Origin of the sequence: Novosphingobium percolationis (assembly GCF_020179425.1) — a bacterium.
In the GTDB taxonomy this organism is placed as follows: Bacteria; Pseudomonadota; Alphaproteobacteria; order Sphingomonadales; family Sphingomonadaceae; genus Novosphingobium; species Novosphingobium percolationis.
Window position 1 is genome coordinate 231,536 of record NZ_JAILYM010000003.1, and the last position, 22,120, is coordinate 253,655.

General features: G+C 66.1%; 27 protein-coding genes. 19 read left to right on the plus strand and 8 right to left on the minus strand.

Going from position 1 to position 22,120, the window contains the following annotated elements; translation table 11 throughout:
* The first annotated feature begins 3 nt into the window (after positions 1 to 3).
* Positions 4 to 885 (plus strand): SMP-30/gluconolactonase/LRE family protein, encoded by an 882-nt coding sequence (locus tag K3A84_RS09565; RefSeq protein WP_225009114.1) that lies wholly within the window; start codon positions 4 to 6, stop codon positions 883 to 885.
* Positions 886 to 985: 100 nt separating this feature from the next.
* Here K3A84_RS09565 and gmk read toward each other — a convergent pair whose 3' ends face one another.
* The 3 genes from gmk to K3A84_RS09580 all read right to left on the minus strand — a co-directional run bounded on the left by gmk (position 986) and on the right by K3A84_RS09580 (position 2,702).
* A complete protein-coding gene (gmk, locus tag K3A84_RS09570; protein ID WP_225009115.1) occupies positions 986 to 1,651 on the minus strand; it encodes a guanylate kinase in 666 nt (221 codons plus the stop codon).
* A gap of 66 nt (positions 1,652 to 1,717) precedes the next feature.
* Positions 1,718 to 2,140: a hypothetical protein gene (locus tag K3A84_RS09575; RefSeq protein ID WP_225009116.1), complete on the minus strand. Its 423-nt coding sequence runs from the start codon at positions 2,138 to 2,140 to the stop codon at positions 1,718 to 1,720.
* Positions 2,141 to 2,189: 49 nt separating this feature from the next.
* Positions 2,190 to 2,702 carry an SspB family protein gene (locus K3A84_RS09580; RefSeq protein ID WP_225009117.1) on the minus strand — a complete coding sequence of 171 codons (513 nt, stop codon included), beginning with the start codon at positions 2,700 to 2,702 and terminating at the stop codon, positions 2,190 to 2,192.
* Between the two features lie 119 nt (positions 2,703 to 2,821).
* Between K3A84_RS09580 and hisB the strand changes: the two genes are divergently transcribed.
* From hisB to K3A84_RS09650, 14 genes are all read left to right on the plus strand, one after another.
* A complete protein-coding gene (gene hisB / locus K3A84_RS09585; RefSeq protein ID WP_225009118.1) occupies positions 2,822 to 3,415 on the plus strand; it encodes an imidazoleglycerol-phosphate dehydratase HisB in 594 nt (197 codons plus the stop codon).
* A complete protein-coding gene (hisH, locus tag K3A84_RS09590; RefSeq protein WP_225009119.1) occupies positions 3,408 to 4,028 on the plus strand; it encodes an imidazole glycerol phosphate synthase subunit HisH in 621 nt (206 codons plus the stop codon). The genes hisB and hisH overlap by 8 nt, the downstream gene beginning before the upstream one ends.
* Before the next feature lie 64 nt (positions 4,029 to 4,092).
* Positions 4,093 to 5,250, plus strand: coding sequence for a glycoside hydrolase family 130 protein (locus tag K3A84_RS09595; protein ID WP_225009120.1), 1,158 nt, complete (start codon positions 4,093 to 4,095; stop codon positions 5,248 to 5,250).
* A 21-nt stretch (positions 5,251 to 5,271) separates the two neighbouring features.
* On the plus strand, positions 5,272 to 6,000 hold the full coding sequence (gene hisA, locus K3A84_RS09600) for a 1-(5-phosphoribosyl)-5-[(5-phosphoribosylamino)methylideneamino]imidazole-4-carboxamide isomerase (RefSeq protein WP_225009121.1): 729 nt from the start codon (positions 5,272 to 5,274) through the stop codon (positions 5,998 to 6,000).
* 14 nt (positions 6,001 to 6,014) lie between these two features.
* On the plus strand, positions 6,015 to 6,776 hold the full coding sequence (gene hisF / locus K3A84_RS09605; RefSeq protein WP_225009122.1) for an imidazole glycerol phosphate synthase subunit HisF: 762 nt from the start codon (positions 6,015 to 6,017) through the stop codon (positions 6,774 to 6,776).
* A 32-nt stretch (positions 6,777 to 6,808) separates the two neighbouring features.
* Complete coding sequence (locus K3A84_RS09610) at positions 6,809 to 7,129, plus strand: phosphoribosyl-ATP diphosphatase (protein ID WP_225009123.1); 321 nt, start codon at positions 6,809 to 6,811, stop codon at positions 7,127 to 7,129.
* 1 nt (position 7,130) lies between these two features.
* Positions 7,131 to 7,508 carry a histidine triad nucleotide-binding protein gene (locus K3A84_RS09615; protein WP_225009124.1) on the plus strand — a complete coding sequence of 126 codons (378 nt, stop codon included), beginning with the start codon at positions 7,131 to 7,133 and terminating at the stop codon, positions 7,506 to 7,508.
* Positions 7,509 to 7,595: 87 nt separating this feature from the next.
* Complete coding sequence (locus K3A84_RS09620) at positions 7,596 to 8,057, plus strand: YbgC/FadM family acyl-CoA thioesterase (protein WP_225009125.1); 462 nt, start codon at positions 7,596 to 7,598, stop codon at positions 8,055 to 8,057.
* Positions 8,054 to 8,755: a protein TolQ gene (gene tolQ / locus K3A84_RS09625; RefSeq protein ID WP_225009126.1), complete on the plus strand. Its 702-nt coding sequence runs from the start codon at positions 8,054 to 8,056 to the stop codon at positions 8,753 to 8,755. The genes K3A84_RS09620 and tolQ overlap by 4 nt, the downstream gene beginning before the upstream one ends.
* A gap of 10 nt (positions 8,756 to 8,765) precedes the next feature.
* Positions 8,766 to 9,215 carry a protein TolR gene (gene tolR / locus K3A84_RS09630; RefSeq protein WP_225009431.1) on the plus strand — a complete coding sequence of 150 codons (450 nt, stop codon included), beginning with the start codon at positions 8,766 to 8,768 and terminating at the stop codon, positions 9,213 to 9,215.
* A gap of 34 nt (positions 9,216 to 9,249) precedes the next feature.
* Complete coding sequence (locus tag K3A84_RS09635; RefSeq protein WP_225009127.1) at positions 9,250 to 10,185, plus strand: hypothetical protein; 936 nt, start codon at positions 9,250 to 9,252, stop codon at positions 10,183 to 10,185.
* On the plus strand, positions 10,182 to 11,573 hold the full coding sequence (tolB, locus tag K3A84_RS09640; RefSeq protein WP_225009128.1) for a Tol-Pal system beta propeller repeat protein TolB: 1,392 nt from the start codon (positions 10,182 to 10,184) through the stop codon (positions 11,571 to 11,573). Before K3A84_RS09635 ends, tolB begins: the two co-directional genes overlap by 4 nt.
* Positions 11,574 to 11,652: 79 nt before the next feature.
* On the plus strand, positions 11,653 to 12,174 hold the full coding sequence (gene pal, locus K3A84_RS09645; RefSeq protein ID WP_225009129.1) for a peptidoglycan-associated lipoprotein Pal: 522 nt from the start codon (positions 11,653 to 11,655) through the stop codon (positions 12,172 to 12,174).
* A 124-nt stretch (positions 12,175 to 12,298) separates the two neighbouring features.
* Positions 12,299 to 12,832 (plus strand): J domain-containing protein, encoded by a 534-nt coding sequence (locus K3A84_RS09650; protein ID WP_225009130.1) that lies wholly within the window; start codon positions 12,299 to 12,301, stop codon positions 12,830 to 12,832.
* Positions 12,833 to 12,875: 43 nt separating this feature from the next.
* Here the strand turns inward: K3A84_RS09650 and K3A84_RS09655 are convergent, their stop codons facing one another.
* Both K3A84_RS09655 and K3A84_RS09660 read right to left on the minus strand, forming a co-directional pair.
* Positions 12,876 to 14,339 carry an FAD-dependent oxidoreductase gene (locus K3A84_RS09655; protein WP_225009131.1) on the minus strand — a complete coding sequence of 488 codons (1,464 nt, stop codon included), beginning with the start codon at positions 14,337 to 14,339 and terminating at the stop codon, positions 12,876 to 12,878.
* A gap of 1 nt (position 14,340) precedes the next feature.
* Positions 14,341 to 15,147: an SDR family oxidoreductase gene (locus K3A84_RS09660; protein ID WP_225009132.1), complete on the minus strand. Its 807-nt coding sequence runs from the start codon at positions 15,145 to 15,147 to the stop codon at positions 14,341 to 14,343.
* 147 nt (positions 15,148 to 15,294) lie between these two features.
* Between K3A84_RS09660 and K3A84_RS09665 the strand changes: the two genes are divergently transcribed.
* The 4 genes from K3A84_RS09665 (at position 15,295) to K3A84_RS09680 (ending at position 19,412) form a co-directional block, all read left to right on the plus strand.
* Positions 15,295 to 16,056 (plus strand): SDR family NAD(P)-dependent oxidoreductase, encoded by a 762-nt coding sequence (locus tag K3A84_RS09665; protein ID WP_225009133.1) that lies wholly within the window; start codon positions 15,295 to 15,297, stop codon positions 16,054 to 16,056.
* A 12-nt stretch (positions 16,057 to 16,068) separates the two neighbouring features.
* Positions 16,069 to 16,599, plus strand: coding sequence for a VOC family protein (locus K3A84_RS09670; protein ID WP_225009134.1), 531 nt, complete (start codon positions 16,069 to 16,071; stop codon positions 16,597 to 16,599).
* A 208-nt stretch (positions 16,600 to 16,807) separates the two neighbouring features.
* Entirely contained in the window at positions 16,808 to 18,217 is a 1,410-nt protein-coding gene (locus K3A84_RS09675) for an aromatic ring-hydroxylating oxygenase subunit alpha (protein ID WP_225009135.1), read from the plus strand.
* 10 nt (positions 18,218 to 18,227) lie between these two features.
* Positions 18,228 to 19,412, plus strand: coding sequence for an aromatic ring-hydroxylating oxygenase subunit alpha (locus K3A84_RS09680; protein ID WP_225009136.1), 1,185 nt, complete (start codon positions 18,228 to 18,230; stop codon positions 19,410 to 19,412).
* 209 nt (positions 19,413 to 19,621) lie between these two features.
* On the opposite strand, the gene K3A84_RS09685 is transcribed toward K3A84_RS09680, so the two are convergent.
* Genes K3A84_RS09685 through K3A84_RS09695 form a run of 3 tightly spaced genes read right to left on the minus strand, consistent with a single transcriptional unit; the run spans position 19,622 to position 21,982 of the window.
* A complete protein-coding gene (locus K3A84_RS09685; protein ID WP_225009137.1) occupies positions 19,622 to 20,251 on the minus strand; it encodes an EthD domain-containing protein in 630 nt (209 codons plus the stop codon).
* A 2-nt stretch (positions 20,252 to 20,253) separates the two neighbouring features.
* Positions 20,254 to 20,970, minus strand: a complete 717-nt coding sequence (locus tag K3A84_RS09690; protein ID WP_225009138.1) for an SDR family NAD(P)-dependent oxidoreductase — start codon at positions 20,968 to 20,970, stop codon at positions 20,254 to 20,256.
* The gene (locus K3A84_RS09695; protein ID WP_225009139.1) at positions 20,960 to 21,982 is read right to left on the minus strand and encodes an NADP-dependent oxidoreductase; all 1,023 of its coding nucleotides are present in this window, start codon (positions 21,980 to 21,982) and stop codon (positions 20,960 to 20,962) included. The genes K3A84_RS09690 and K3A84_RS09695 overlap by 11 nt, the downstream gene beginning before the upstream one ends.
* Positions 21,983 to 22,120 lie beyond the last annotated feature (138 nt).

A 22,120-nucleotide genomic window follows, 5' to 3' on the forward strand; every position in this document is an offset into this window, starting at 1 on the left:
CCCGTGGCCCGCGACGTTCGCATCCTCGCCACCGGCATCCACTTCGCCGAAGGACCGCGCTGGCATCAGGATCGGCTGTGGTTCAGCGATTTCTACAAGCATTCGATCTGTTCGGTCGGCCTTGACGGCGACATGCGGATCGAGTTGACGATCGAGGACCAGCCATCCGGCCTCGGCTGGATGCCCGATGGCTCGCTCCTGTTCGTGTCGATGAAGCAGCAGCAGGTATGGCGGCGCTGGCCCGATGGGCGGCTCACGCTCCATGCCGATCTGGCGGGGATTTCGGTGTTCCGCAGCAACGACATGGTCGTGGCTGCGGATGGCCGGGCTTGGGTCGGCAATTTCGGCTTCGACCTGGACGGCATGGCGCGGGAAAAGGGCATCGAGGCGATCTTTGCCGACACGCCGCTGGCCAAACTCGCAGGAATTGCGCCCGATGGCACCGTTTCGGTCGCAGCCGAGGGCTTCGCCTTTCCCAACGGCATGGTCATCACGCCCGATGGGGGGACGCTGATCGTCGCCGAAACCTTCGGGATGCGGCTGACCGCCTTCGACATCGGGGTGGACGGCGGGCTGTCCAACCGCCGCCTGTGGGCGAGCACAGCGCCGCGCCTGCCCGATGGCATTGCGCTCGATGCCGAGGGCGCGATCTGGATCGCCAATCCCGGCGCCGCCGAATGCGCGCGCATTGCGCAAGGCGGCGACGTGCTGGAGACGATCCCGGTCGGCGATACCAACTGCTACGCCTGCATGTTGGGTGGGCCGGAAGGACGGCACCTGTTCATGCTGTGCGGCCCGCACAGCGATTCGGAGAAGGCCGCAGCAGCCCCGCTGGCCGCCATCCGCGTGGTCGAGGTGGATGCGGGAAGGGCTGGGTTGCCCTGACAGGCAACCGTCAGCCCCGCGAAGGCGGGGACCCGGCGAGGTTTGCGCTATGCCGCGCTGGGTTCCCGCCTTCGCGGGAATGACGATCGGCGGGCTGTGGTTAGGCCTGCGTCAGCTCGCGCACGAAGTCGATCAGCCCGGTCTGGCGTGTGCGGCGCATCCGTTCGGCCTCGAGAATTTGCTGTACTTTGGCAAAGCACGTCTCGACGTCATCGTTCACGACGACATAGTCGTAGCCGTCCCAGTGGCTGATTTCGGCCTGCGCGCGTTCCATGCGGGCGGCGATCACCTCCGCGCTGTCGGTGCCGCGCCCGATCAGGCGACGGTTCAGCTCATCAAGGCTCGGTGGCAGGATGAACACGCGCACCACGTCGGCCTGCGCCTTCTGGTACAACTGCTGCGTGCCCTGCCAGTCGATATCGAACAGCACGTCATGCCCGGCCTTCAACTCAGCCCGGATCTGCGCCTTGGGCGTGCCGTAGCTCTTGCCGAAGACGTGTGCCCATTCATAGAACTCGCCCGCTTCGACCATGCGGTCGAACTCGTCCTGGCTGACGAAGTGGTAGTCCTTGCCATCGACCTCGCCCGGCCGCATCGGGCGTGTCGTCACCGAAACCGACATGGCGATATCGGGAACTTCCGCCAGCAGCCGCCGCGCGATGGTCGTCTTGCCTGCGCCCGAGGGCGAGGAGAGGATGAACATCAACCCGCGCCGATGCAGCGAGTCTGCCGGGGTGGGGGCGGGCGAGGAAGCGTCGTGGGCCATGCGCGCTAGTGGCGCATCCGACCGTGCTGGGTCAAGCCGGGGCGTCACCGCATGGGCGGGGAAGGATCAGTCCTTCCTGCCCTTGTCCGCCTGTGCTTTCACTTGCGCCTCACCCTTCGCCTTCTGCGAAGCGGCGTGGCGCCGATCGTAAAGCGTCTTGGCGAGAAGACCGCCGCCCACCACGATCGCGCCCGGCACCGACCGCGTGGCGACACGGGCGAGCGCGGTGCCGACCAGCGTCTGCGTCATGCTGCGCCCCTTGACGAGGTGGCCGGCCTTCTTCTGACCGAACTTCTGGCCCAGAATTCCCGTTTCCACGCCGCGTCGCAGCAGCGCGCCGCCCGCGCGCAGCGCGATGTCGGCCAGCAGAACCGTGGTCATCGGGTTGGGGCTGGGGGGCGGCAAGCTGTCTGCGGCATCCTTGGCTGCCTCGATCGGCTTGCGTCCGATCTTGTCCAGTCGGGCCCTGGCACCTTTCAACAAACCCATGTGCTGTCCCTGTCGCCCTGTGTCCATCTCCGGCCCGGCGAAGGGCCGCCTACTTCCGCTTGCCGAAGTCCACCGTCACCACGTTGGAGCCATCGTCGGAGCGCTCAACGACCGGCTTGTCGCTCTGTTCCCCGTCGTCGTCGCCGTCACCGTCGTTGCCGGCATCGTCGAACTCCTCGTGTTCGAGATCGGCGGCCGCCTGGAACTGCAGGCCGAAATCGACTGCGGGATCGACGAAGGCGGTGATCGCGCTGAACGGGATCACCAGCGTCGACGGCACTTGGTTGAAGGTCAGCCCGACGCTGAACTGGTCTTCCTCGACTTTCAGGTCCCAGAACTTGTTCTGCAGGACGATGGTCATCTCGTCGGGGAAGCGTTCCTTCAGCCGCGTCGGGATCGACACGCCGGGGGCGCCGGTCTTGAAGGTGATGTAGAAGTGGTGGTTGCCGGGCAATTGGCCGCCCGTGGTCTCCACCTGTCCCAGCACGCGGCCGACGACGGCGCGCAGGGCCTCCTGCACGATTTCGTCGTAGGGGATCAGGCTGTCGGGGCTATCGTTCATGGCGCTACCCTTCGCCTCACAGCGCTTTGCGGTCAAGGGGCCACGCAGCGGGGACCGCCCGAAGGGGCCTGCAATGCGGGCAATTGATTCTCGCCCGGCGAAGCCTATAGGCGCTTGCCATGCGCACCGGATCGATCAAGCGGAGGACCGAGGAAACCGACATCGACGTGTCGGTCAACCTCGACGGCACGGGCACCTATCAGGTGGAGACGGGGATCGGCTTCCTCGATCATATGATCGAGCAGTTCAGCCGCCATTCGCTGATCGACATTACCTGCAAGGTGAAGGGCGATCTCCACGTCGACCAGCACCACACCACCGAGGACAGCGCCATCGCGCTGGGCCAGGCGATTTCGCAGGCGCTGGGCGACAAGAAGGGTATCACCCGCTACGGCCACACGTATTCGCCGATGGACGAGGCACTGAGCCGTGTCGCGCTCGACATTTCGGGCCGCCCGGTGCTGGTGTGGCAGGCTGCGTTCACCCAGCCGCGCCTTGGCGAGATGGATACCGAGCTGTTCGAGCACTGGTTCCAGTCGATCTCGCAGGCCGCCGGGATCACGCTCCACATCGAAAGCCTCTACGGCTCGAACAACCACCACATCATCGAAGGCATCTACAAGGGCTTCGCCCGCGCGATGCGGCAGGCTGTCGCGATCGACCCGCGCAAGGCCGACGCGGTGCCTTCGACCAAGGGCATCCTCGGTGGCTGAGGTCATCGCGCTGATCGACTACGGCGCGGGCAACCTGCGTTCGGTGCACAATGCGCTGAATGCCGCCGGGGCGCAGGGCGTTCAGGTGACGGCAGATCCCGATGTGGTCCGCGCGGCAGATCGCATCGTCCTTCCGGGAGTCGGTGCATTCGGCGCTTGCACGGGTGCCTTGCGTGCCATCGACGGCATGGTGGAGGCGATGGCCGAGCGCGTCCACGTCGGCGGCGCGCCGTTCCTCGGCATTTGCGTGGGCATGCAACTGCTGGCCGATCGCGGCATCGAGTTCGGCACGACCGAAGGGCTTGGCTGGATCGGCGGCGAAGTGCGGCCGATCGAGCGCACCGACCCTGCGATCAAGGTACCGCACATGGGCTGGAACGATGTCGAACCGGGGCTCCACCCCAGCCTGATCGAACCGGGCGAGGCCTATTTCCTCCACTCGTTCCACTTTGCCGCCACCGAAGGCCGCGATATCGCCGCGATGACCGACCATGGCGGCGGGCTGGTCGCGGCGGTGGCGCGCGACACGATCCTGGGCGTGCAGTTCCACCCGGAAAAGAGCCAGGACTACGGCCTCGCGCTGCTGGCGCGATTCCTCGACTGGAAGCCGTGACCCACCGCACCGGCGGGAACGGATAACGGCCCGGCGCCTTCCTTGGCAGTACGCAAGGAGGGCCATGCCGTTGTCATCGTTTCCCCACGACCAGCTCGTGATCACGCCACACGTGATCGACCTGTCGCGCTCGCCGCTGGCCGGGCATTTCGATGCCGAGACTTATGTGCTGGGCGCGTTCAATCCCGGCATGACCGTGCTGCCCAATGGCAACCTGCTGCTGATGGTGCGCGTGGCCGAAGCGCTGCGCGAGCCAGTGCGCGACGGCAAGGTCCACGCCATCCGCTGGGAGGATGGATGCTACGTCCTCGATGGCTGGCCGCTGGAGCTGGCCGATACCGCGGACCCGCGCAAGTTCATGCTGGGATCAGGGATTTCAGGGGGCGGCGGGTGGAAGGTGATGGCGCTGACCTCGCTGTCGTGGCTGCTGCCGGTGGAAATGACGCCTGACGGGCTGGAGATCGTCGCCGTCCACTATGACAAGGCCATCGCCCCGCAAGGCTCGTACCAGTGCTATGGCATCGAGGATGCGCGGGTTTCGCGGATCGGGGGGCGGTACTGGATGACCACCTGCTCGGTCAGCCCCGAGCGGCATTCGACCACGCTCTATACCTCCGACAATGCGCTTGACTGGACGTTCGAAGGGATCGTGCTCGATCATCAGAACAAGGACATGCTGCTGTTCGAAGGTGTCCTGAACGGCACCTACTGGGCACAGACACGCCCCTTGGGGGACTTGTACTTCGCCTACCCGCCCGGCAGCGCGTGGCGGCCGGGGCCTTCGATCAACCTCGCCACCTCGCCCGACGGCCTGCACTGGAAGCCGCACCTTGCCCCCCACATCCGCCCGCCCGCGGGCAGCGTGGCGACAGCGCGCATGGGCGGCGGCGCGCCACCGATCCTGACCGAGGTGGCGGGCCGGCGCGGCTGGCTCTCGTTGTGGCACGGGGTGGAGCCCAAGGAGATCGTCGGCATCTACCGCACTTACTGGACCCTGCTCGACGAGGCGGACCCGACGCGGATCATCGCGACTGGCGAGTCACCGCTGCTGGAGCCGGACGCGGACCTGACCCGGCCGCTGGAGGATCTGCTCTATTTGCGCGACGTGGTGTTCACCACCGGCGTGGTGGATGCCGGCGACCGCTTCATCGTGGCTTCGGGCGAGGCGGATCTGGCTTGCCGGATCACGCATGTGCCCAAGGAGGCCTTCCGTTCGGCCTGAAGCGCTGCTAGGCGCGCGACCATGATCGTATTTCCAGCCATCGACCTCAAGGGCGGCCAGGTCGTCCGCCTTGCCGAAGGGGACATGGATCGCGCCACCGTCTATGGCGACGATCCCGCGCACCAGGCCGCGCTGTTTGCGCAAGCGGGCAGCCAGTACCTGCACGTCGTCGATCTCGACGGTTCGTTCGCGGGCCGCGCCGAGAACCGCGAGGCGGTCGAGGGTATCCTCAAGAGCTTCACCGGCCACGTCCAGCTCGGCGGCGGCATCCGCACGCGCGCGGCGGTCGAGGGCTGGTTCGACCTCGGCGTTTCGCGCGTGGTGATGGGCACCGCTGCGCTGAAGGATCCCCAGTTCGTCAAGGACATGGCGAAGGAGTTTCCCGGCGGCATCGTCGTGGCGGTGGACGCGCGCGACGGCATGGTCGCGACCGAAGGTTGGGCGGACGTGTCCGACGTCGCCGTGGTCGATCTCGCCCGCCGGTTCGAGGACGCGGGGGTTGCCAGCCTGCTGTTCACGGACATCGGCCGCGATGGCCTGCTCAAGGGCGTGAACATCGAGGCGACCGTCGATCTCGCGCGCCGCGTCGACATTCCCGTGATCGCCAGCGGCGGGGTGAAGGGCATCGACGATATCCGTATGCTCAAGATCCACGAGGCCGATGGCATCGAAGGCGTCATCACCGGCCGCGCGCTGTTCGAAGGCAAGCTCGACCTTGCTTCGGCGATCGCGATGGCCGAGGCTGCCTGAGGAAGGACTCGACCATGACCGTTCGCGTCCGTGTCATCCCCTGCCTCGACGTTCGCGATGGCCGCGTGGTCAAGGGCGTGAACTTCGTCGATCTGCGCGATGCGGGCGATCCGGTCGAGCAGGCGCGGGCCTATGACAAGGCCGGCGCGGACGAGCTGTGTTTCCTCGACATTTCCGCCAGTCACGAAGGGCGTGGCACGCTGCTCGATGTGGTCGCGCGCACCGCAGAGGTCTGCTTCATGCCGCTGACCGTGGGTGGGGGCGTGCGCACGCCGGAGGATGCGCGCGCGCTGCTGCTGGCGGGCGCGGACAAGGTGGCGGTCAATTCCGCCGCGGTCGCCCGGCCCGAACTGGTGCGCGACATTGCCGAGAAGTTCGGCGCGCAATGCGTGGTCGGATCGGTTGATGCCCGACGGGTTGCGCCGGGGAAGTGGGAGATCTTCACCCACGGCGGGCGCAAGCCGACCGGCATCGACGCGCTGGCCCATGCGGAGAACCTCGCCAAGCTGGGCGCGGGCGAGTTGCTGGTCACGTCGATGGACGGCGATGGCACCAAGGCGGGCTACGACCTTGAGCTGACGCGCCTCATCGCCGATGCCGTGCCGGTGCCGGTGATCGCCAGCGGCGGGGTGGGCAATCTCGAGCACCTCGTCGAAGGGGTGACCAAGGGCCATGCCAGCGCGGTTCTGGCGGCTTCGATCTTCCACTTCGGCCAGCATTCCATCGCAGAAGCGCACGCCGCCCTGCGCGCGGCAGGTCTACCAGCACGCTCTTGACCAGTCGGGCCGCCGCCGCCATGCCCGCCTGCATGACCGACGACACGCTGTTCCGCCTCGAAGCGACCATTGCCGAGCGCCTGAAGGGCGATCCCTGCGCGAGCTACGTCGCCAAGCTCCATGCCAAGGGGCTGGGCAAGATCGCGCAGAAAGTGGGCGAGGAAGCGACCGAGGTCGTCATCGCCGCGCTTTCGGGCGATGCGCAGGAGCTGACCGGCGAAGCGGCGGACCTGATCTTCCACCTCCTCGTCCTGCTGGGTGAGAAGGGTGTGACCCTTGCCGACGTACTGGCCGAACTGAACCGGCGCGAAGGCACCTCGGGCATTGTCGAAAAGCAGAGCAGGAGCAGCTGACATGGCGGTCGACGCAACCCAGCCCTATGATGACCAGAACATCTTCGCGAAGATCCTGCGCGGCGAGATTCCGTGCCGCAAGGTCTATGAGGATGACTTCAGCCTCGCCTTTCACGATATCAACCCGCAGGCGCCCACGCACATCCTGGTGATCCCGAAGGGCGCCTATGTGAGCTGGGACGATTTCAGCGGCAAGGCGAGCGAGGCCGAGATCGCGGGCTTCATTCGCGCCGTGGGGAAGGTGGCGCGCGATGCGGGCCTTGTCGCGCCGGGTTATCGCCTGCTGGCCAATGCCGGGACGGACAGCCATCAGGAAGTGCCGCATCTGCACGTCCATCTGTTCGCCGGGCGTCCGCTGGGGCCGATGCTGGTCCGTTGATCGGCAAAAAGGGCGGATTTGCGGGGGCAAATCGTTAACACGTCCTTGCCCAACGATTCGTCGCTGGGTTAGGGTCGCGTCAGTCCCATGATGGCCCCTGATCCCCCCTCTGGCTGCTTCGACGGCCCTGTCCACCTCTTTGCGGTGCGTGTCTATTTCGAGGACACGGACCTTTCGGGTGTGGTCTATCACGCCAACTACCTGCGCTGGTTCGAACGCGCGCGGTCGGACATGCTCCGCCTGCTGCACATCGAGCAGCGCGCCGCGCATGAAGCGGGCGAGGGGGCCTATGCCGTCACCGAGATGGCCTTGCGCTATCTGCGGCCCGCCCGGCTCGACGATGCCGTCGTCGTGCGCAGTCGCGTGACCGAGATTTCGCCCGCCACCTGTCGCATCGTTCAGCAGGCGTACAGGGCCGACACGCTGCTGTGCGAAGCGCAGGTGCGTGTTGCCTTCGTTGCGCCCAATGGCCGCCCGCGCCGCCAGCCGCGCGACTGGGTGGCTGCATTCCAGACCGTTCTCAACCCGGAAGGCCTAACCCCCGCATGACCTTCGACCTGCTTGCCGCCGGCGCTGCCGCCGCGCCCACCCGGCTCAATCCCGTGGCGCTGTTCCTCCACGCCGACATCGTCGTGCAGATCGTGATGGGCGGGCTCGTCCTGGCCAGCGTCTGGGTCTGGACGATCATCCTCGGCTTCTCGCTGCGCATGATGAGCGTGGGCAAGAAGTGCGACCGTTACGAGGAGGACTTCTGGGACGCGCGCGACATCGACGCCTTCCACAAGGAGCAGAAGGGCAAGGACATCCCTTCGGCGCGGGTGGTCAGCGCGGCGCTGGCCGAATGGCGGCGCTCCACGGCGGGCAAGTCCATCGATCGCGAAGGTACGCGCCAGCGGCTGACCATCGCGATGGAAGATGCGGTGGTGGTCGAAAGCGAGAAGCTGTCGAACCGGCTCAACTTCCTTGCCACGGTGGGTTCGGTCGCGCCCTTCGTCGGGCTGTTCGGCACCGTGTGGGGCATCATGGACAGCTTCTTCAACATCGGCGCGCAGCAGAATTCCTCGCTCGCGGTGGTGGCGCCGGGCATTTCCGAAGCGCTGTTCGCCACCGCCATCGGCCTGTTCGCGGCAATCCCTTCGGTCATCGCCTACAACCGCTTCTCGCACCGCGTGAACCGTTTCGAAGGCCGCCTGTTCCGCTTTGCCGACCGCTTCCATGCAACGCTCAGCCGCGAGCTGGAGCAGTAACGGCGTGGCGATGAACCTCCAGCAAGGCGGCGGCGGCCGTGGCCGCAGGCGCCGGGGGCGCGGCGGCGGCGCGGCCATGTCCGAAATCAACGTGACGCCGCTGGTCGACGTCATGCTGGTGTTGCTGATCATCTTCATGGTGACCGCGCCGATGCTGACCGCAGGCGTGCCGATCGACCTGCCCGACAGCAAGGCCGAGGCGCTGAAGGAGGAACCGCACGAGATCACCGTCAGCATGGACGGCCAAGGCCGCGTGTTCCTCGACGACCAGGAACTGGCACCGGGCGAGCTGGCCGACCGGCTGGCCGGGATCGAGAAGGGCGAGAAGGCACCGCTCGTCACGCTGCGCGCCGACCGCAGCCTCGATTATGGCCGGGTGATCGCGGTGATGGGCGAATTGAACGCGGCGGGCTTCAAGTCGATCTCGCTGGTCACCAACGGTTCAGTCGCGGCCCCATAGCCCGATGGCGATGCGTGGATCCTCTCAAGGCAGCATGACGCGCGAGGAAGGCCTCGCGCTGGGGCTGGCGCTGGCCGCGCACGCTGCGTTGATCGCGGCGCTGACGCTGTCGCCGCCGGGCAAGGACATAGCCCCGCCGCCGCAGCGGATGACGGTGACTTTCTCGGACGAGATTGCCGATCAATCGACCTCGCCCGATCCCGCCGCGCAGGCCGCGCCCGACGTTGCGCCGCAACTGGGCGAGCCCGCGCCCGAGGCCCTGCCGCAATCGCCGCCCGAGCCTCAGCCTGCGCCGGTATCGCCAGCGCCTGTGCCGCCTGTGCCGCAACCCAAACCCCTGCCGCCGAAGCCGCAGCCTGCGCCACCTAAGCCTGCGCCAGCGCCGCGGCCGGTTCCGGCCAAGCCGCAACCTGCTCCGCCAAGGCCGGCTCCGGCCCGGCCCGCTCCGGCCAAGCCCGCGCCCGCCCCTGCGAAGCCGGCTCCGGCCAAGGCTGTGCCTTCCGCCAAGGCCGGCGCGCCCGGCAACGAAGCGCCGCGCCGTCGTCCGGACGCGCCCACGGGGGGCAGCCGCATCGGCAACGATTTCCTCAAGGGGATTCCGGGCTCGACCGCGCCCGGCACGGCAAAAACGCCGCCCGCGCAGGCGGTAGGGCCCGAAGTGAAGTCGGCGCTGGTCAGCGCCATCTCGCGCCAGATCAAGCCGAAGTGGGCCGCGCCACAGGGCGTCGATACCGAGAAGCTGGTCACCGTGCTGGCGTGGGAATTGAATCCGGACGGGAGCCTTGCGGGGCGTCCGACCGTTGTCTCGCAATCGGGGATCACCGACGCCAACCGCGCGCAGGCGCAACGCCATGCCGAACAGGCGATCCGCGCGGTCCAGCTGGCTGCGCCGTTCCAGTTGCCCGCCCCCTATTACTCCGCCTGGAAGCGCATCGCGCAGTTCCGCTTTGACAGGAAGTTGTCGCAATGAAGATCCGCAAGATCGCCCTGATCCTCTCGCTATCGGCCTTGCCGATCGTGGCTGTAGCGCAGCCCCAGCCGCTGCCTGCGTCGAAAGTCGCGCCTGCAGGGCAGGCGCCTGCCGATGACGGCGGCCTGACCGGCTCGGTCACCGACGAAAGCGAATGGCAGGATCTCGGCATCGCCATTCCCGCCTTTCCCACCGACACCGCGGTCGCCACCCCGGCAGAGGGCGGCAATACCGAAGCGCTGGGGCGCAATCTGGCGCGCGTCGTGTTTAACGACCTGAAGAACAACGGCCTGTTCAAGCCGGTCGGGCCGGACGCGCTGCCGGGTATCGGCTATCCGCAGGTGACGGCGCCTTCGTTCGACGTGTGGCGCGCCCGTTCGGCGGAAATGCTGGTGCAGGGCTTCGTCAAGGCCGCGCCCGATGGCAAACTCACCGTCGGGTGCTATCTCTATGACGTGGCGCTGGGCAGCGAGCTGATCCGGCAGGGTTATGTCGTGCAGCCCGCCGAATGGCGGCGTGCGGCGCACAAGTGTGCGGACATGGTCTATGCGCGCCTGTCGGGCGAAAGCCCGTTCTTCGACAGCAAGATCGCCTATATTGCTGAAACCGGCCCGAAGGATCATCGCCGCAAGCAGCTGGCGATAATGGACAGCGACGGGGCCAACCACCGCTTCATCACCAATGGACAGGCGACCGCGCTGACGCCGCGCTATTCGCCCGACTATTCCAAGATCGTCTACCTCAGCTACCTCAACGGCTATCCGCGCATCTACGTCTATGACATCGGCAGCGGGCAGCAGCGGCTCGTGACCGAGGGCAAGGGCCCGACCTTTGCGCCGCGCTGGTCGCCCGATGGCAAGTCGATCCTCTATTCGATGGCGCTGAACGGCAACACCGACATCTATCGCGTGTCGGCGCAGGGCGGGGCATCGACACGCCTTACCAACACGCCGGGGATCAACGTCGGCGGTTCCTATTCGCCCGATGGCAGCAAGATCGTGTTCGAAAGCGACCGTTCGGGCAGCCAGCAGGTCTATGTGATGGACGCCGATGGCTCCAACCAGCGGAGGATCAGCTTCTTCGGAGGCCGGGCGGCAACACCCGAATGGAGCCCGCGCGGCGACCAGATCGCGTTCACGCACATCGGCGGAAACTTCCGCATCGCTGTGATGGATCCGAACGGCGGATCCCTGCGTTTCCTGACCGACAGCTGGCAGGATGAAGCACCCACATGGTCGCCCAACGGCCGGATCGTGCAGTTCTTCCGTACCGAAAAGAACAGCGGCAAGACCGGCATCTGGCAGGTCGACCTGACCGGGCGCAACGAACGCAAGCTCAACACGCCGGTGGACGCTTCCGATCCTGCGTGGGGTCCGGTGTTGCCCTAACAAGGGCATCCTTCCGCCATTGCCATTTCGTCGCTCATCCGGCACACTTCGTCTCACGTCTCGCTTAAGGAGCCCCCTTATGCCTAAGCTGACCACCACCAAGCTTCCCGCTCTTGTTCTACTGACCGCCAGCCTGTCGCTTGCGGCCTGTGCGAGCAAGGCGCCCAAGGAACTGCCGCCGCAGCCGACCGCCACGTCGACGACCACGCTGCCCCCCGAGCAGCCCCAGGGCCCGGTGCCAGGCAGCCAGGCGGACTTCCTCGCCTCGGTGCTGGCCGATACGATCCATTTCGACACCGACCGCTACAACATCGATACCGAAAGCCAGGGCGTGCTGCAGAGCCAGGCGCAGTGGCTGGCCAAGTACCCGGGCAAGATGGTCACGCTCGAAGGCCACTGCGACGAACGCGGCACGCGCGACTACAACATCGCGCTGGGTGAACGCCGCGCCAATGCGGCCAAGAACTATCTCGTCAGCCTGGGCGTCGATGCTTCGCGCATCAGCGTGGTCAGCTATGGCAAGGAACGTCCGATCGCACTGGGTTCGGACGAGGCCAGCTGGGCCAAGAACCGCCGCGCGGTGACGATTACCGTCCAGTAAGCGGAACGCCCGGGGCCCAAAAGGGCTTTATGATTGGAGCGCCTTGGCGCAAGGGTCGCGAACGAGCGACTCTTGGGCAAGAGGCGCTCCTTTCGCATTTCAAGGAAACGCAGGGTAGCAGGCCATGGCGCGGCAAGGACGATCCTCCGACTGGGGCTTTCCCCGCTGGCGCGGCTATGGCAGCGCGCGCGATGCGGTCAACGTCCGCCTCTGCGATCGCGCGGGGTGCGACCAGCCGGGCAATTGCCCCGCGCCCAAATCGCCCAACAACCCCGATCGCTGGTACTTCTGCACCACCCACGCGGCCGAATACAACGCGGGCTGGAACTACTTCGAAGGGCTGGACAAGGAAGAGGCCGAGCAGCGCGAGCAGGCCGAGCGCGGCGAAACATCCGGCTTCCGGCAGGCCGCCTGGGCCGAATGGGGCGGTTCGGGCGATGGCACCCGCAGCCGCGACGAATTGCGCGCGTTGGAAGTGCTGGGGCTTGATCCCGACGCTGATTTCGAGACGGTGAAGAAGGCCTGGCGCACCAAGGCCAAGCTGGTCCATCCCGACGTCCGCCCCGGCGACGAGGCCGCGGCCCAGGAGTTCCAGCGCCTGCAGGTCTCCTACGACGTGCTGCGCACCGCCGAAGATCGCCGCACCTGGAAGGGATAGGCAGGAGCGCCGACCGGTTCGGGCCGACGCTCCCGATCCTGCATCAGCGCCAGTTGGCGCCTGCCGCGTGCGCGCCGGCACGGCGGCCGAAGTAGCTGCCGGGCCCCAAGCTGAGGCCGCTGGCATAGGCCTTGCCGGTGCGCGGGATATGCGCAGCGCTGGCGCCGACGACATAGAGCCCGGGGATCGCGTTCGACTTCAGGTCGAGCGCGCGGCCCATCGCATCTGTCTTGATCCCCCCCAGCGTGATGAACAGGTAGTGCGACTTGTCGAAGCTGATGTCGAAGGCGGCATAGGGCCCTTGGTCGAGCGGCTTGATCCAGTCGACATGCTTGTGGAAGCGCGGATCGACGCCCCGGTGTGCGCTCTCGTTGTAGGCGCGCATCGTTTCGACCAGCGAGCCGGTGGGCAGGTCCAGCCCGGCTTCCATCTCCTCGACCGTTTCGTACCCGTCGATCAGGGTGTGCTTCGCCAGCGGATTTTCGGGATAGGCGAAGATCTCGCTGTCGACGATCAGGTACGCGGTCTGGCCCGGCTGCTCCATCACGAAGTTGCCCAGACGGCCATGGTAGACGTCTTCGGACACGAAGCGCTCGCCGTTGCGGTTGACCACGATGCCCTTGATCAGCTGGCCCGGCGGATAGATCGACGCAGTGGGGATCACCCCATCCAGCGCCACCGCATGCGCTCCTGCAGAAAGCCCGAGCTTGACCCCCGCGCCGTCGTTGCTGGGAATGCCCAGCGGTTCGCTGGTTTCGCTCAGCAAAGGCAGGTTTTCCTTGATCAGGTCTTCCGACATGTTGTGGCTGCCGCAGGCGATGATCACGCCGCGCCGCGCGCGGATATACAGCTCGCCACCGACCTGTCTGACCTTCACGCCAACAACCCGGCCATCGGCATCCTGTACCAGCGCGACCACGGCGCTGTCGTAGATCGCGGCGATGCCTTCGGCCTCGCACTTTTCGAGCAGCGGCTTCATCCCCGCCGCGCCCGCGTTTTCACCGACGCCTGCCACCTTGTGCCCGCGCGGGGCGGGGCGGGCGGCTTCGCGGTAGGGCCAGGCCTTTTCATTGCCCGTCCACATCAGGCAGGTGGTGTCGTCGAGCCACACGGCCTTGCCGCCGAAGTAGCTGCGTTCGAACGGCACGCCCTGCGTTTCGAGCCAGTCGAAGTGGTCCTTGCAGTCGTTGGCAAAGGCAATCGCGGCATTGGCGTCGAGCGGGTCGCAGCTGGCAAGCAGGAACTTGGCGAGTTCCTCTGCCGTGTCGTTGTAGCCCGCCGCCTGTTGCACGGCCGTCCCGCCGCCGAGGTAGAAGATGCCGGACGAGAGGGCGCTCGCCCCCCCACCGCCCGATGCGCGCTCGACGATCAGCACGTCGGCCCCTGCGCGGTGCGCTTCCAGCGCGGCGCACGTGCCCGCAACGCCTTGCCCTGCGACAAGAACGTCGACTTCGCGGTCCCAGCCGGGAACTTCGGAAGGCGAAAGGGTGGCAGGAATCGCGACCATCTCAGGCGGCTCCCGTCGCCTTGGCCACCGACGCTGCGATTTCCTCGCGCGTGGGGTTGCGGCGCAGGGTCAGGCCGCCGTTCACCTGCAGGTTCTCACCGGTCATGAAGCATTCGTCGCTGGCAAGGAACACGGCCGCCGCGGCGATGTCCTCGGACGTGCCCCATCGGCCCAGCGGATAGCCGGCGCGGAACGCTTCGAACAGGCCGGGGACCTGGCCCGCGTCCGCCGTCATCGGCGTATCGGTCAGGCCCGGCGAGATCGAGTTCGCGCGGATGCCTTCGGCGCCGAATTCGTGCGCGATGCAGCGGATGATGTGATCGGTGCCCGCCTTGGTGCCCATGTAGATGGCATGGTCGTTGAGCATGATCTGCGCGGTGGCGGAGCTGATGGTCAGGATCGAGCCGCCGCGCCCGCCCATGCTGCGCGCCATCTTGCGCACCATCGCCTGGAAGAACTGGTGCGGGCCGACGAGCTGAAGCGCGGTCATCGCGTCAAGCTCCTCGCGCGTCACGTCGAGGAAGCCCTTGAGCAGCCCCCAGCCGGTGGCGTTGAGCGCGATGTCGATGCCGCCCATCTTTTCGACGGCGGTATCGGCCAGCGCGTTGATGCTGGCTTCGTCGGTCAGGTCGCAGGTCGCCCAGTGGCAGCCGTTGGCCGTGGCGAAGGCCTCCAGCACATCGGCCTTGCGGCCCGAGACGAGCACTTGCGCGCCTTCGTCGAGGAAGCGGCGGGCGATCACCTGCCCCATGTTGCCTTCGCTGCTCGCGCCCAGCACGATCGCGGTCTTGCCTTCGAGACGGCCCATTTCATGCACTCCCGTTTTGCGTTGGCGGTGAGCTATCATGCAGCACGCGTTGCCATTCCTGATAAAAAGGGCAGTGCCCCCTCGCGCGCTCGCGGGGCAGGGTGCGTAGCAATCAAACGCGCATCCGCGCGATCGAGGGAGCACGTCATGGATCTGGGCCTCAAGGGCAAGAAAGTCATTCTCACGGGCGGCAGCCGTGGCATCGGCCGCGCCACCGTCGAACTGTTCGCCGCCGAAGGCGCCGACATCGCGTTCTGCTCGCGCAATCCCGAGCAGGTCGCTGAAACCGTCGCCGCGCTCGAAAAGTTCGGCGTCAAGGTCCATGGTTCGGCCTTCGACATGGAAGCTGGCCCCGACGCCTATCGCGAATGGCTCAAGGGCGCCGAAGCCGCGCTGGGCGGCTGCGACGTGTTCGTGCCGATGATCTCGACCTCGGGCGCAGGCGCCACGGGCGATTGGCACAAGACGCTCGATTTCGACATCATGGGTGCGGTCATCGGCGCCGAAGTGCTGGACGAGGCGCTGAGCAAGAGCGGCGAAGGCTCGATCGTGATCACCGCTTCGACGGCGGGTCTCGAAACCTTCATCGTGCCGCAGGGCTACAACGCGCTGAAGGGCGCGCTGATCGTCTATGCCGGCCAGCTCAGCCAGGCGCTCGGCCCCAAGGGCATCCGCGTGAACACCGTTTCGCCCGGCCCGATCAAGTTCGCAGGCGGCAACTGGGAAGTGATCGAAACCGCCGTTCCCGCGCTGCACGACGCAACGCAGGCGCAGTTCGCGCTCGGCCGCTGGGGCGGGCCGGAAGAAGTGGCCAAGACCATCGTCTTCCTCGCCAGCCCGGCGTCTTCGTACACCACCGGCACCAACGTCGTGATCGACGGCGGCTTCACCAAGCGCGTCCAGTTCTAAGGAACACCTGACATGAGCATCGGGGCACGTGGCATCCAGCATATCGGGGTGTCCGTCCCCGATCTCGACAAGGCACGGTCGTTCTACATCGACCTCCTCGGTGCCGAGGAGGTCGGAACGCCGCTTGAATGGCAAGCGCCCAATCCCTTCATCGATGCGGTGGTGGGGCTGGAAGGCAGCGCCGCGCGGCAGTTCATGTGCCGCCTCGGCAATGCACATATCGAGGTGTTCGAATACCTCGCGCCGCGTTCGCCCGATCAGGATGCGAACCAGGGCGTCTACACCTTCGGCTATACGCATTTCGCGGTGCAGGTGGAGGATATCCAGGCCACCTACCAGCGCCTGCTCGAAGCGGGCATCCGCGTTCACACGCCGCCGTCGATGGACGGGATCACCGTGGACGAACAGGGCCGCAAGCAGGGCTATGCCGCGACCTATTGCCGCGATTTCTTCGGCAACGTGTTCGAGATCATGGAAATCTACTCCGACGACCAGATCCGCCCGGTCTGGCGCGAAGGCGAAGGCGTGATCGCGCCTTCATGAGAGCTGCGTCGCAGGGGTGATTCGGAAAACCGGCAATTTGGCCTGTTATCCGGCCGCGCCCCTGCGGAATGCTGGGTTTTCTTGTCCCGAAAAGTTCAGTTCCTAACCAAAGTCAGAGGGGTTTCGGCCCCTTTTTCTTGACGTCGATCAAACGACCCGAGCCGCCTTCGTGAGAGATTCCGCTGCATCGGAAGATGGAGAGGAATTCATGGCTGATCGCGATCCCGGCGCTCTTGAACGCGCCCGCTGCCCCGGCACGAGTTGGGAGGACATCCTGGCCGGCGACGACGTCAAGCCGCCGGTGTTCATGGAAGAGGACCGCTATGCGTACCTCGGCTCCGAGCCGATCGACGCGGCGCGGTACTACAGCCCTGAATTCTTCAAGGCCGAATGCGAGAAGATGTGGCCTAACGTGTGGCAGTTCGCCGCGCGCGAGGAAGACCTTCCCGAACCCGGCGATTACGTCACTTATGACAATGCGGGCCGCTCGTTCCTGATCGTGCGGCAGGACGATGGCAGCGTGAAGGCGATGCACAACGTCTGCCTGCATCGCGGCCGCAAGCTCAAGACCGACAGCGGCAGCGCCGACCAGTTCATGTGCCCGTTCCACGGCTTTTCATGGAACACCGACGGGTCGCTGAAGAACATTCCCTGCCGCTGGGACTTCGGCCACCTCAGCAACGAGAAGATGCAGCTTCCCGAAGCCAGCGTGGCGCAGTGGGGCGGCTACATCTTCGTGCGCGAAAATCCCGAAGGCCCGACGATCGAGGAATTCCTCGATCCGCTGCCCGAATTCTTCAAGCGCTGGAAGCACGAGGAGTGCGTGACCGTCGCGTGGGTCGGCAAGGTGGTCGACGCCAACTGGAAGATCACGATGGAAGCTTTCATGGAAAGCTACCACGCCTACGTCACGCACCCGCAGCTGATGCCGTTCACGGGCGATGCCAATGCGGCCTACCACGTCCTCGGTCGCCACGTGAACGTCAACTACACGCCCTTTGGCGTGATCAGCCCGCACATCGAGGCGCAGGCGAACGACGAACACTGGCCGCAGCAGCGTATCATCGATGAATTCCGCAAGTACAACGGTCGCAGCGCCGACAACTACGACGCGGAAAAGGACAGCTACGCGATCGACGTGCCCGCAGGGCTGACCGCGCGCCAGGCGCTGGGCGCGAAGATGCGCGAAGTGTCGGAAAAGCAGTTCGGCGGCGATTACAGCGGCGTGTCGGAAAGCGAGCTGCTCGACGCGCTGGTGTTCAATGTGTTCCCGAACTTCGCGCCGTGGGGCGGGTTCATGCCCAACATCGTCTATCGCTGGCGGCCCTGGCCCGATCAGGACAAGTGCCTGATGGAAGTGCGCGTGATCGCCCGCGTGCCGGAAGGTCAGCCGCGTCCGCATGGCGTGCCGATGCACATGCTTGGCGCGGACGAAAACTGGTCCGATGCGCCTGAACTCGGCGTGCTGGGCGCGGTGGTCGATCAGGACATGACCAACATGGAACTGACCCATCAGGGCCTGAAGGTCTCCAAGAACCAGGCCGTGGAACTCGCGGATTACCAGGAAGTGCGCATCCGCCACATCCACCAGACGCTCGACAGCTACCTGAACGCGTGAGGCAGATCTCATGACCGGAATCTATGAAAAGTATGGCGATGCAGCCGAACGGATGCTGCACTTCGTCGAGACCAAGACCACCGACCAGGCCAGCGACGTGCTGCGCGTGCCCGTGGCCGACTACCTGAACGAAGAGCGCTGGAACACCGAGATCGAGCGCATCTTCAAGCGGTTGCCGCTGATGCTGGCGCTCACGATCGAGCTGCCGAACATCAACGACTACAAGGCGATGGACGTGATGGGGATGCCGATCCTCATCACCCGCGGCAAGGATGGCAAGGCGCGCGCGTTCCTCAACGTGTGCAAGCACCGCGCCATGCACCTGGCGCCTGAAGGCAAGGGCAACTGCGCGCGCTTTGCCTGCCAGTATCATGGCTGGACGTATGCCAACGACGGCAAGCTGATCGGCATCGCCGAAGCCAGTACCTTCGGTGACGTGGACCGTTCCACCCTGCACATGACCGAACTGCCGTGCGACGAAGCCGCGGGCCTGATCTTCGTCATCCTCACGCCCGACCTGCCGATCAATGCGATCGAGTGGATGGACGGCATGTACGAGGACTTCGCCGCGCTGAAGCTGGAGACGTGGTACTACCACAAGGCCAAGGTGATGAAGGGCGCGAACTGGAAGGTCGCCTATGACGGCTATCTGGAAGGCTATCACTTCCAGGCCGCGCACACCAACACGGTGGCCACGCGCAGCCCGTCGAACCGCGCGACCTACGAAGGGTTCGGGCCGCACATCCGGCTCGGCTTCCCGCAGAACTCGATCACCCGGCTGCACGATCTGCCGCGCGAGGAATGGGGCCGCCAGGAGAACAACGGCTACGACTTCATCCGTATGCTGTTCCCCAACATGAGCTTCTTCCTCGCCCCCGAAATGGGCCAGCTGGCACAGCTGTTCCCCGGGCCGAAGGCGAACCAGAACAGCACGGTGATGAACTACATCTTCCCGACCAAGCCGGAGACGGAGGAAGGCTTGGCCAAGCTCGACCAGATGTGCGACTTCTTCTTCGACGTCGTCGAGGAGGAAGACTACTTCCTGGGCCTGAAGGTGCAGAACGGCCTGGAATCAGGCGCGATGACGCACCAGACCTTCGGCCGCAACGAGCCGGGCAACCAGTTCTTCCACAAGTGGGTGGCGTACTATCTCGACGAGAGCGGCGCGACGCCCAAGCCGGTGATGAAGGAATAGTTGGGACGCTAACCTGACGGGTAAAAAGGGGCCGCTGCCGGGGTGCCGGTGGCGGCCTTTTCGCGCGCGCATTCTGCCCACCCCCGCTGCGACTAGGCGCCTTTCAGGAACCAAGTCTCGCGCCCCTCCCGCCTGCGGGAGGGGAAGGCAGTGTCACTCCTCCCCTCCCGCAGGCGGGAGGGGTTGGGGGTGGGCTTGCTGCGCGAGGCTTATCGTACTTCGCGGAAGGCCCAGAACTGCGAACGCGAATGGTCGATGAAGTTCTTCTCGTCCTCCAGCGCCTCGGTCGCGACGTCGGCGCGCGAGAGCTGGCGGACGAAGGCGTCGACATCGGGGAAGTGGACTTCGACCATGCCGTCATAGGTGGACGCGGCAAGGTCTGCCTGCGCGGCGAGCGCCCCTGTTGCGGCCTCGTCGGCGTGGATCTGGTGGTAGGTGTAGGGCGGGATCAGCCGCCGCCCGATCTGCGCGTGATGGTTCAGCCAGTAATCGTGGAACGCCGCCCGCGTGAGATTGGGCAGGCGGCGCAGGCCGAAGAACAGGCGGATGGCGTCACCGCCCGACAGCACCGCATGGCGCGTGCCCGCCAACGCGCTGCCACGCTGCGCATCCGAAAGGGCAATCAGCGCCGCCGCATCGGCCCCATCGGGCAGGCGCACCAGCGCATCGGGCACCTGCGCATCCCGCCCCGCCGCGTGGGCGAGCGCGGGCAGCGCGCTGTCGGGCAGCGCGAGGGCGAGCGTGGCGCCCGTCGGTAGCGCGGCCAGCAGCCCGGCTTCGAACGCCGCCTCGCCCATTCCGGCGGGACGGAACAGCAGCAGGTGGCGTTCGAGCGCCATGCTCAGTGTCGCACCATCGCGCCGCCATCGACCCAGACGCCGTGGCCCGACATGAAGCGCGCATCGTCGCTGCACAGGAAGGCGATGACGTCGGCGATGTCCTCGGCCCGGCCCAGCCGGCGCAGCGGGGCCTTGTTCTCCCAGAACGTGCGGTATTCGGGCATCTGGGTGAAGGCGGGCGCGGTCATCGGCGTGTCGATTGCGCCGGGTTGCACGCAGTTGGCGGTGACGCCGAACGGCCCCAGCTCCGCCGCAACCGATTTGGTGAAGCCCAGCACCGCGTGCTTCGACGCGGAATAGGCGCACAGGCCTTCGTCGCCATAGCTCGATGTGGTCGAGCCGATGGTGACGACGCGCCCGTTGCCCGCCGCCTTCAGGTGCGGCACTGCATCGCGTACCAGCCGGAACACCGCGAACAGGTTCACTTCGATCACGCGCTCGAAATAGGCGTCATCGTGGCCTTCGAGCGGGGCGAAGGCGCTGATCCCCGCACAGGGCACCAGCGTATCCAGCCCGCACATCGCCGCCACGGCGCGAGAAACCAGATCGGTGTTCGCGCCGGGCGCGGTGAGGTCGCCCACGAAGTCGACATCTCCCTTCACGTCGGCGGTGAAGACTTGCGCGCCATCGGCCCGCAGGCGCGCCGCGACGGCTGCTCCGATGCCCGAGCCTGCGCCGGTGACGATGGCCTTGCGGCCCGCGAGACGGTCAGAGGCCATCGGCGATCTTCAGCACGAGCTTGCCGGTGTTCGCGCCCGAAAACAGGCGCATGAAGGCGGCATGGGCGTTTTCGAGGCCCTCCTGCACGTCCTCGTCGATGCGCAGGCGGCCTTGCGCCATCCATTCGGCCATGACCGCGCCGCCTTCGGCAAAGCGCGGGGCGTAGTCCATGATCAGGTAGCCATAGAGCGTCGCCTGCTGGGCGAGGATCTGCCACAGGTTGCGCACGCCGACCTTCTCGGGCGAATTGTATTCGCTGATCAACCCGCACAGCACGATGCGCGCGTGCTTGGCGAGGTTCATCAGTTCGGCTTCCATCACGTCGCCGCCGACGTTCTCGAAGATCACATTGACGCCTTCAGGTGCGGCGGCGCGGATCTCGGCAGAAAGCTGCTCGACACTCTTGTTCTTGTAGTCGATCGCAACGTCGAAGCCGTAGTCATCGATCAGGCGGCGGCACTTGGCTGCGCCGCCCGCGATGCCGATCACGCGCGCGCCCATGATTTTGCCGATCTGGCCCACCGCGGAACCTACCGCACCCGCCGCGCCCGAGACGAGCAGCGTTTCACCGGGTTGCGGCTTGGCGACATCGACAAGGCCGAAGTAGGCGGTGAGGCCGACCGCGCCCAGCGCGGAGAGGAACTTGGACGGCGATTCCACCAGCGAGGGATCGACCTTCATGGTGAAGCCGCCAGCCTGGTTGACCGAATAGTCCTCCAGCGCATTGAGGCCCATCACCCAGTCGCCCACCTGGAATTCATCGGTCTTCGATGACGCGACGACGCCGACGGTGGATGCACGCACCGGATCGCCCAGCGGGATCGGCGGCATGTAGCTGGGTGCATCGTCCATCCACCCGCGCTGCGCCGGATCGAGCGAGGCATAGCAGTTGCGGACGACGAAGCCGCCCTCCGGCGCATCGGGAATCGGTTCCGAAACGAATTCGAAATCCTGCGGCACGGGTTCGCCATGGGGGCGGCGAATCAGCAGAAAACGGCGATTTTCGGACATGGCTCAGGACTCTCCCTTAATGCGCTTGGAGCATGACGTGCGGCACGAAGGACACACCTGTAACAAGTTGCAGTTGGTTCAGGCAGGCTCCGTGTCAGGATTAAAGGCGTCGGGGAGGCGCCTACGATGCGTCGCCCC

Excerpts from the sequence above, each read along its gene's own strand:
- K3A84_RS09615 (WP_225009124.1), top strand. The coding sequence starts at position 7,131 with ATGGCGGTCGACGCAACCCAGCCCTATGATGACCAGAACATCTTCGCG.
- gmk (WP_225009115.1), bottom strand. The coding sequence starts at position 1,651 with ATGGCCCACGACGCTTCCTCGCCCGCCCCCACCCCGGCAGACTCGCTG.
- K3A84_RS09580 (WP_225009117.1), bottom strand. The coding sequence starts at position 2,702 with ATGAACGATAGCCCCGACAGCCTGATCCCCTACGACGAAATCGTGCAG.
- tolB (WP_225009128.1), top strand. The coding sequence starts at position 10,182 with ATGAAGATCCGCAAGATCGCCCTGATCCTCTCGCTATCGGCCTTGCCG.
- K3A84_RS09665 (WP_225009133.1), top strand. The coding sequence starts at position 15,295 with ATGGATCTGGGCCTCAAGGGCAAGAAAGTCATTCTCACGGGCGGCAGC.
- tolR (WP_225009431.1), top strand. The coding sequence starts at position 8,766 with ATGAACCTCCAGCAAGGCGGCGGCGGCCGTGGCCGCAGGCGCCGGGGG.
- K3A84_RS09660 (WP_225009132.1), bottom strand. The coding sequence starts at position 15,147 with ATGGGCCGTCTCGAAGGCAAGACCGCGATCGTGCTGGGCGCGAGCAGC.
- hisB (WP_225009118.1), top strand. The coding sequence starts at position 2,822 with ATGCGCACCGGATCGATCAAGCGGAGGACCGAGGAAACCGACATCGAC.
- K3A84_RS09670 (WP_225009134.1), top strand. The coding sequence starts at position 16,069 with ATGAGCATCGGGGCACGTGGCATCCAGCATATCGGGGTGTCCGTCCCC.
- K3A84_RS09575 (WP_225009116.1), bottom strand. The coding sequence starts at position 2,140 with ATGGGTTTGTTGAAAGGTGCCAGGGCCCGACTGGACAAGATCGGACGC.
- K3A84_RS09635 (WP_225009127.1), top strand. The coding sequence starts at position 9,250 with ATGACGCGCGAGGAAGGCCTCGCGCTGGGGCTGGCGCTGGCCGCGCAC.
- pal (WP_225009129.1), top strand. The coding sequence starts at position 11,653 with ATGCCTAAGCTGACCACCACCAAGCTTCCCGCTCTTGTTCTACTGACC.
- K3A84_RS09685 (WP_225009137.1), bottom strand. The coding sequence starts at position 20,251 with ATGGCGCTCGAACGCCACCTGCTGCTGTTCCGTCCCGCCGGAATGGGC.
- K3A84_RS09620 (WP_225009125.1), top strand. The coding sequence starts at position 7,596 with ATGATGGCCCCTGATCCCCCCTCTGGCTGCTTCGACGGCCCTGTCCAC.
- tolQ (WP_225009126.1), top strand. The coding sequence starts at position 8,054 with ATGACCTTCGACCTGCTTGCCGCCGGCGCTGCCGCCGCGCCCACCCGG.
- K3A84_RS09655 (WP_225009131.1), bottom strand. The coding sequence starts at position 14,339 with ATGGTCGCGATTCCTGCCACCCTTTCGCCTTCCGAAGTTCCCGGCTGG.
- K3A84_RS09675 (WP_225009135.1), top strand. The coding sequence starts at position 16,808 with ATGGCTGATCGCGATCCCGGCGCTCTTGAACGCGCCCGCTGCCCCGGC.
- K3A84_RS09680 (WP_225009136.1), top strand. The coding sequence starts at position 18,228 with ATGACCGGAATCTATGAAAAGTATGGCGATGCAGCCGAACGGATGCTG.
- hisF (WP_225009122.1), top strand. The coding sequence starts at position 6,015 with ATGACCGTTCGCGTCCGTGTCATCCCCTGCCTCGACGTTCGCGATGGC.
- K3A84_RS09650 (WP_225009130.1), top strand. The coding sequence starts at position 12,299 with ATGGCGCGGCAAGGACGATCCTCCGACTGGGGCTTTCCCCGCTGGCGC.
- K3A84_RS09610 (WP_225009123.1), top strand. The coding sequence starts at position 6,809 with ATGACCGACGACACGCTGTTCCGCCTCGAAGCGACCATTGCCGAGCGC.
- K3A84_RS09595 (WP_225009120.1), top strand. The coding sequence starts at position 4,093 with ATGCCGTTGTCATCGTTTCCCCACGACCAGCTCGTGATCACGCCACAC.
- K3A84_RS09690 (WP_225009138.1), bottom strand. The coding sequence starts at position 20,970 with ATGGCCTCTGACCGTCTCGCGGGCCGCAAGGCCATCGTCACCGGCGCA.
- hisA (WP_225009121.1), top strand. The coding sequence starts at position 5,272 with ATGATCGTATTTCCAGCCATCGACCTCAAGGGCGGCCAGGTCGTCCGC.
- K3A84_RS09695 (WP_225009139.1), bottom strand. The coding sequence starts at position 21,982 with ATGTCCGAAAATCGCCGTTTTCTGCTGATTCGCCGCCCCCATGGCGAA.